This is a genomic window from Mycolicibacter algericus DSM 45454 (assembly GCF_002086455.1).
GTDB classification, from domain to species: Bacteria; Actinomycetota; Actinomycetes; order Mycobacteriales; family Mycobacteriaceae; genus Mycobacterium; species Mycobacterium algericum.
In genome coordinates this window covers 1-8,181 of the sequence record NZ_MVHC01000058.1, presented here as the reverse complement: position 1 = coordinate 8,181, position 8,181 = coordinate 1, and the positions used below count along the sequence as shown (strand labels likewise).

At 70.7% G+C, this 8,181-nt stretch carries 3 protein-coding genes; all 3 read left to right on the top strand.

The genetic code is table 11. The features are described 5' to 3' along the window. The coding region (locus tag BST10_RS21845; RefSeq protein WP_133054464.1) for a type I polyketide synthase at positions 1 to 2,892 on the top strand (2,892 nt) is incomplete at its 5' end. Positions 2,893 to 2,911: 19 nt separating this feature from the next. After that, a complete protein-coding gene (locus BST10_RS21840) occupies positions 2,912 to 7,699 on the top strand; it encodes a type I polyketide synthase (RefSeq protein WP_083040701.1) in 4,788 nt (1,595 codons plus the stop codon). Positions 7,700 to 7,704: 5 nt separating this feature from the next. Beyond that, the coding region (locus tag BST10_RS21835; protein WP_278248178.1) for a beta-ketoacyl synthase N-terminal-like domain-containing protein at positions 7,705 to 8,181 on the top strand (477 nt) is incomplete at its 3' end.

The following is an 8,181-nucleotide window of genomic DNA, read 5'->3' as shown; positions in this document are numbered from 1 at the left end:
TTGGTCGCCCAGGCCATCACCGCCGCGGCACGCGAGCACGGCATCTTCATCGAGATCAGCCCCCACCCGCTACTGACGCATACCATCGACGAGAACCTGGAGGCGACTCCGCACCGCAGCGTCGCGACGTTGGTGCGCGACGGCGACGACACCGTCGGATTCCACCAGCACCTCAACAGTGCGCACCCACTCAAACCCCGGGACCTGCCGCACCCGCCCGAGCCGCACCCGGTGCTGCCCACCACGCCGTGGCGGCACACCCGGCACTGGCTGGAGATCGAGAACTCGGTCAGCGCAGCCGAATCCGCGCCCCGTCCCGGGGTGCTGCTGGGCACCCACATCAAGATCGGCAGCACACCGACCGTCCACTTGTGGCAGGCGCGGCTGGCGCCGGAGTCCAAGCCGTATCCCGGCAGTCACCGCAACAACGGGGTGGAGTTGGTGCCGGCATCGGTGCTGCTGCAAACGCTGTCCGAGGCCGCCGTCGAGGCGAGCGGCCAGCCGGCCGTCAGCGACATCCGCTTCGAGCACCCGATCATCATCGACCGGCCGCGGACCGTCCAGGTGGTCGCCGACGCCGAGTCGATCGCCATCTTGTCGAAGGCGGTCACCGACGATGCGGGTGCACGCTGGGTCAAACACCTCAGTGCCCGCATCGCGCCGCGCGACGAATCCGCCTGCGACGGCACCAAGCCGATGCACAAGAACGGCCACGCCGGAACGCAATTCGATGACGACGCGGTGACCTCGCTGTGGCTGACCTGGGGCAGTGAAGGCCGCCCGTTCGACTGGTCGCTCAGGGCCGGCCGATCGACCCCGGCGGAGCTGCGGGCCGACATAGAAGCAGCAGCGGCCGCACAATCGGGTACGGTCGCCCTGCTCGACGCCGCATTGCACGTCGCACGGCTGGTGGACGACGCCAACCCGGACCTGATGGTGCCGGCCTCGGCCCACAGCATCCGGTTGGGGGAACCGCCCGCCGACGGCCGCGCCGGCGTCACCGTGCACCGTCGCGAGGGCGACGACGGCGAGCTCATCGTGGACATCGCGGTGAGCACGCCCGACGGCGAATGCTGCGTCGACATTCGGTCGCTGCGCTACACGGCGCTGGACACCGCGGCGCCCACCGGGGACCCCAGCTCGATCGCGCACGTTATCGACTGGCAGCCCTGGGAGGCGGCTCCGCAGACGCCGGAGCAGCCCGGCACGCTGGCGGTCCTCGGCGACGGCGACGCCGCCGAGGCGCTGCGGGGCGGGCTGGTCGCAGCCGGTCACCGCTGCGCCGGCATCGCCGAGGCCCAGGCCGTCGTGTACGTCGCCGGCTCCCGGCCGGGCGAGACCGACCTGGATTGCGCGTCTCGGCTCGTCGGCGAGGTGTCCGAGCTGGTGGCCCAGCTCGCCGAGCGGGAGAACCACCCGCCGGCACTGTGGATCATCACCCAGGGTGTCCACGAGGCCGGCTCCGATGCCGCGGTGCGCCAAAGCGCCCTGTGGGGCCTGGCCGGGGTGATCCGCGCCGAGCAACCGCAGCTCTGCGGCGGCCTGGTCGATCTGCCCGAAGATCCCGTCGGCATCGCCGGTGGCGTCGCGCCGCTGTCGGCGGTGCTGCGCACCCCGGCCAAATCCATCCTGGTGCTGCGCGACGGCCGGTTCCTCGCGCCGACGTTCACCCCGATCTCCGGCCCGCCGCAGCGGGAGCCGATGGTGTGCCAGCCCGACGGCGCCTACCTGATCACCGGCGGCATGGGTGCGTTGGGCCTGCTGATGGCCGGGTGGCTTGCCGACCGGGGTGCCCGCCGGCTGGTGCTGGCCGGGCGCAGCGCCCTGCCGCCCCGGCGCGACTGGGACGGTGACGATGTCGCGCCCGATCTTCGCCGCCGGATCGCCGCCATCCGCGCGCTGGAGCGCCGCGGTGTCAGCGTCGACGTGGCCGCCCTCGACATCGGCTCCCGAGAGGCGGTGGCCGAGCTGCTGGCCCGCCGGGATGCCGCCGGCGCACCGCCGATTCGGGGCATCATCCACGCCGCCGGCATCACCGAGGGGCAGCTGCTGACCGAGGTCGACGACGACCGGCTGCGGGCCACCATGTGGCCGAAGATCGCCGGCGCCCAGGTGTTGCACGAACTGTTCCCGCCGGCGAGCGTGGACTTCTTCTTCATGACCGCCGCGGCGGGCGCGGTGTTCGGGGTGCCTGGCCAGGGCGCCTACGCGAGCGCGAACGCCTACCTCGACGGGCTGGCCCGCGCCCGCCACCGGCGGGGCTGCCACAGCGTCAGCCTGGACTGGGTGGCATGGAAGGACCTCGGATTCGGCGCCGAGGCCCACGTCGTGCTGCACGAGTTGGAGCGGATGGGCTCCCGGCCGATCTCCCCGGCCGAGGCCTTCGCCGCCTGGGACCACGTCGAGCACTACGACGTCGCCCAGGCAGTGATGGTTCCGCTGCCCCGGGAAGGCGCCGTCGGGAAGCCGGGATCCTCCACTGCCGACGCCGGCGGACCGACCCGCGACTGGGCGCAACTACCCGCCGATGAGATACTCAGCGAGCTGGAAATCGGGTTGCGCAGCATCCTGGCCCGCGAGCTTCGTATGCCGGAGGCCGAGCTGGCGCTGGACCGGCCGTTTGCCGAGCTCGGCCTTAACTCGGTGATGGCCATGGCGGTCCGGCGCGACATCGAAGCGCTGGTCGGCCTGGAGCTGTCGGCGACGATGCTGTGGAACCACCCGACGACTGCGGCGCTGGCGGCCCACCTGACCGGCAAACTGCTGCCGCAGGAGGACTCCGGCGACGACCCGGCTGCCGCCGGCGCGGAGCTGCCCGAGTCGGCCGACAGTGTGTTGAATGAGCTGTTCGACAGCGTGGAATCGGCTCCGGCCGGATGGGACGGGATCTAGTGGGAATCGGGTTCCCCGCATGACCGCAGCATTTGACGAAGAAGCCCTGCGCCACTGGTTGGCCGACTATCTGGTCACCAATATCGGTTGCAGCCCCGACGAGATCGACTTCAACGCGTCGCTGAACGATCTGGGCGTCGGATCCCGCGACGCTGTGGTGCTCTGCGGTGAGCTGTCCGAGCTGCTCGGCCGCAAAGTGTCGCCGGTGGAGCTCTGGCAGCATCCGTCGGTCACGGAGTTGGCGCGGTTCCTCATCGAGCCGGAGTCCGCCGACGAGGAGGCCGGACCCGAGCCCGGCCGGTTCGGCACCGACGAACCCATCGCGGTGATCGGCCTGGGTTGCCGGTTCCCCGGCGATATCAACTCGCCGGATGCGCTGTGGCAGTTCCTGATCGACGGCGGCAACGCGGTCACCGAAGTGCCGGCCGATCGGTGGGCGCCGTTCGACGACGGATCGCCCGAGGTCTCAGGCGCCATCGCCCGCACCACCCGCTGGGGCTCGTTCTTGAGCGACATCGCGGCCTTCGATGCGGAGTTCTTCGAGATCTCCAGCCGGGAAGCCGTCAAGATGGACCCGCAACAGCGACTGCTGCTGGAAGTGGCGTGGGAAGCGTTGGAGCACGCCGGCATTCCGGCGACCTCGTTGCGGCGCACGCAGACCGGCGTGTACGTCGGGGCCAGCATCACCGAGTACGGCTGCCACGCATCGGCCGACTTGACCGGCGTGGACGCCTGGAGCAACGCCGGCGGCGCCCTGAGCATCATCGCCAACCGGCTCTCGTACTTCCTGGACCTGCGCGGGCCCTCGGTGACGGTGGACACCGCGTGCTCCTCATCGCTGGTCGCCCTGCACCTGGCGTGCCGGAGCCTGCGGACCGGCGAGTGTGAGACCGCCATCGCCGGCGGGGTGAACCTGCTGATGTCCCCGGCGGTGTTCCGCGGCTTCGACCAGAGCGGCGCCCTGTCGACGACCGGCGCATGCCACGCATTCGACGCCGACGCCGACGGCTTCGTCCGCGGTGAGGGCTGCGGTGTGGTGGTGCTCAAACGGCTGTCCGACGCACGCCGCGACGGCGACCGGGTGCTGGCGGTGGTCCGCGGATCGGCGATCAACTCCGACGGCCACTCCAACGGACTGCTGGCACCCAATCCGGCCGCCCAGATGGCGGTGTTGCGCTCGGCCTACGCCGACGCCGGAATCCCGGCACAGGAAGTCGACTACGTCGAAACCCACGGCACCGGAACGCTGCTCGGCGACCCGATCGAAGCCCGGGCGCTGGGTACGGTGCTGGGACGAGGACGCCCGGTGGACGCGCCGCTGCTGCTCGGCGCCGCCAAGTCGAACCTCGGCCACCTGGAAGCGGCCGCGGGCATGGTCGGCTTCATCAAGTCGGTGCTGGCGGTGCAACGGGGGCAGATCCCGCGCAACCTGCACTTCAACACGCCCAACCCGCACATCTCATTCGACCAGCTGCGCCTGAAGGTCGTTGCCGAACAACAGGACTGGCCGTCCACCGAGCACCCGCGACGCGCCGGCGTCTCCTCGTTCGGCTTCGGCGGCACCAACGCCCACGTGGTGATCGAGCAGGCGCCGCCCGCCAAAATCGCTGCGCGCGAGCCCGATCCGGCGGTCACGACGCTGGTGATCTCGGGGCGGACCCCGGAGCGGATCGCCGCGGCCGCCGGCGACCTGGCCGCCTGGCTGGCGGGCGACGGCGCCGAGATCGAACTGCCCGACGTCGCGCACACCCTCAACCACCACCGCGCCAGGCAAGCGCAGTTCGCCACCGTATGCGCCCGCGACCGGGGGCAGGCGGTGCGCGGTTTGCAGGCGCTGGCCGCCGGCACCTCCGGCGACGGGTCGGGTAGCGGCGTTGTCGGCCCGCACGACGGGCCGTGCGGGCCGGGCACCGTGTTCGTGTACTCCGGGCAGGGCTCGCACTGGGCCGGCATGGGCCGGCAACTGCTCACCGACGAACCGGCGTTCGCCCGGGCACTGGCCCTGCTGGAACCGGTGTTCGTCGAACACGTCGGATTCTCGCTGTGGCAGGTGATCTCCGGCGGTGAGGCGATCAGCGGTGACGCGCAGGTGCAGCCCGTCCTGATGGGACTCCAACTGGCCCTGACCGAACTGTGGCGCTCCCACGGGGTGCACCCCGACGCCGTCATCGGCCACTCCATGGGTGAGGTGACCGCGGCGGTCGTTGCCGGGGCACTGAGTACGGCCGATGGATTCCGGGTGATCGCGGCCCGTTCCCGGTTGATGTCGCAGCAGGCCGGGCAGGGCGCGGTGGCGCTGCTCAACCTGGACAGCGAGGCCACCGGGGCGCTGCTGGCCGGCTACCCCGACGTCAGCGTGGCCGGTTACCTGTCGCCCAAGCAGACCGTGGTGGCCGGCCCGGTGGCGCCGGTGGATGCCGTCATCGCGGCGGTCAGCGCCGGAAACAAGTTCGCCCGCCGCGTCAACATGGAAGTCGCTTCGCACACCGCGTTGATGGATCCGATCCTGCCCGAACTGCAAGCAGCACTGGCGGGCCTGACTCCCGAGGTCGCCACCATCCCGTTCTTCTCCACCGTGACCGAGACCGCCATGCCTGCCGGGGGTATGCCGCTGCTGGACGCCGACTACTGGGTCAGCAACGTCCGCCAGCCTGCGCTGCTGGCCCAGGCCATCACCGCCGCGGCCGCGGAGCACACCACGTTCGTCGAGGTCAGCGCGCACCCGATCCTCACGCATGCCATCGCCGACACGTGCGAGTCGCTCGGCGGCCACCACCACAGCGTCGGAACCTTGGCCCGCAACGCCGACGACGCGATCAGCTTCCACACCAACCTCAACCGCACCCACACCGCTCAGCCGCCGCAGACCCCGCATCCGCCCGAACCGCACCCGGTGCTGCCCGCGACGCCGTGGCAGCACACCCGGCACTGGATCGACACCGTGGAGATGCGGCGCAGTCCCGGGCCGGCCGGGTCCGGTGTGGCTCCCGCGGCCGGCAGTGCCGGCGCGGTACCCGCGGAGTGGTGGTGCGAGCTGAGCTGGCCGGAAAGTGCATCGGGTGGCCGCGAAGCCGCCGAACCCGCCGCCACCGGCCAGTCCTGGCTGGTGATCGGCGGTGACGATCTGGGTGCCGAACTCGGCGCGCTGCGACCCGGGGCCGTGACGACGCTGGACGCATCGGTGCTGGCCGCCGGCGCCGATCCCGCCGCCCTCGCGACGGCGCTGCGCGGAGCGAGCCGTGTCCTCTACGCGCCGTCGACCGCGGCAGCCGACCTCAGCGCGACACCGGCCTACGACACGTTCAACGCGGCACGGCGACTCGCCGCGGCCATGCTGAACCAGCCGGCCCCGGCGACGCTGTTCCTGTTGACCCGCAACGCCCAACCCGTCGGCGACGGCGACCGCGCCAACCCCGCGCATGCCGTGCTGTGGGGGCTGGGTCGCAGCCTGGCCCTGGAACATCCCGAGATCTGGGGCCGGGTCATCGACGTCGACGAGTCGGTTCCGGCGTCGCTGGTCGCCGGGTACCTGCTCGCCGAATCCGACGCCGAGGACACCGAGGACCAGATCGTCTACCGCGCCGGTGTCCGCCGGGTTCCGAGGCTGCGCAAGGGCCGGCCCACCGGTGCTGCCGCACCGGTCGAGTTCGACCCGGACAGCTGCCATCTGGTGATCGGCGCCACCGGCAACATCGGACCGCAGCTGGTTCGACAGCTGGCGGCCAGCGGAGCCAAGACCATCGTCGCGGTGTCGCGCAACCCGGGGACAAGGCTCGACGAGCTGGCGGCCGAGCTGGCGGGGACGACACTGGTGACGGTGGCCGCCGACGCGGCCGACGAGACCGCGATGAGCGCGTTGTTCGACCGGTTCGGCGCCGACCTGCCGCCGCTGGCGGGCATCCACGTGGCCGCCTTCGCGGGCGGGCCGGTGACGCTGCGCGACATGACCGACGACGACGTCACCGCCATGTTCCGGCCGAAGCTCGACGTGGTCGCAGTGCTGCACAAGCTGTCGCTGCGGCACCCGGTGCGCCACTTCGTGCTGTTCTCGTCGATCTCCGGAATCACCGGATCGCGCTGGCTGGCGCACTACACCGCGACCACCACCTTCCTGGACACCTTCGCCTACGCGCGTCGTGCGGCCGGGCTGCCGGCCACCGCGATCAACTGGGGGCTGTGGAAGTCGTTGAACGACACCCAATCCGACATCGAACGCCAGGTGACCGTGGAGTCCGGTCTGGAGCCGATGAGCGACGACGTGGCCATCGGGGCGTTGCCGCTGGTGATCGGCGCGAACAGCGCGGTGCGCCACACCGTGGTGGCGGCGGACTGGCCACGGCTGGCCACCGCCTACCGCACCCGGGCGGCGCTGCACATCGTCGACGACCTGCTGGCCGTCGCCGAACCCGCCGACGGATCCGCGCCGGTCACCACCGAGTTCCGCCGCGCCCTGGCCGAAGCCGAACCCGAGCAGCGCCTGGGGTTGCTGCACGACCACGTCACCATGCAGGTCGTCGCCGCCATGGGCCTGGCCTCGCGCCACGTGCTGGACCCCACGGCCGGTTTCTTCGCCTCCGGCATGGATTCGCTGATGAGCGTGACGCTGCAGCGATCACTGTCGGACAGCCTCGGCGAAATCCTGCCGGCCGCAGTCGTATTCGACTACCCGACCATCGACGCGCTGACCGGATACCTGGCCACGATCCTGCCGGAGGTGGCCGAAGCCGCCGAACAGGACAGCGCCGACGCCTATGACGACATGAGCGATGACGAGCTGCTCGCGCAGCTTTCGGAGAGGTTGAGTTGAGCGAGATAGGTTCCGCGTCGGCCGGGAGGGCCGAATCGGCCGGGGGGTCGGATCGTCGTTCGATTGTCGCTGAGGCGCTGCGCAAGATTGATGATTTGACGGCGCGGTTGGCGGTGGCGGAGGCCGGTGATACCGAGCCGATCGCGGTGGTGGGTTTGGGTTGTCGGTTGCCTGGTGGGGTGGGTGATCCTGCCGGTTTTTGGCGGTTGTTGTGTGCTGAGGGTTCGGGGATTGTTCGGGTTCCGGCGGATCGCTGGGATGCGGATGCGTTTTATTCGTCGGATCATTCGGTGGCGGGGACGATTTGTTCTCGTGAGGGTGGGTTTTTGTCGTCGTGGCAGCCTGCGGAGTTCGATGCGGAGTTTTTTGGTATTTCGCCGCGTGAGGCCGATGCGATGGATCCTCAGCAGCGGTTGTTGATGGAGGTGGCCTGGGAGGCGTTGGAGCATGCCGGGATCACCAAGGAGGCGATTCGGGGCACC

Excerpts from the sequence above, each read along its gene's own strand:
- BST10_RS21840 (WP_083040701.1), top strand. The coding sequence starts at position 2,912 with ATGACCGCAGCATTTGACGAAGAAGCCCTGCGCCACTGGTTGGCCGAC.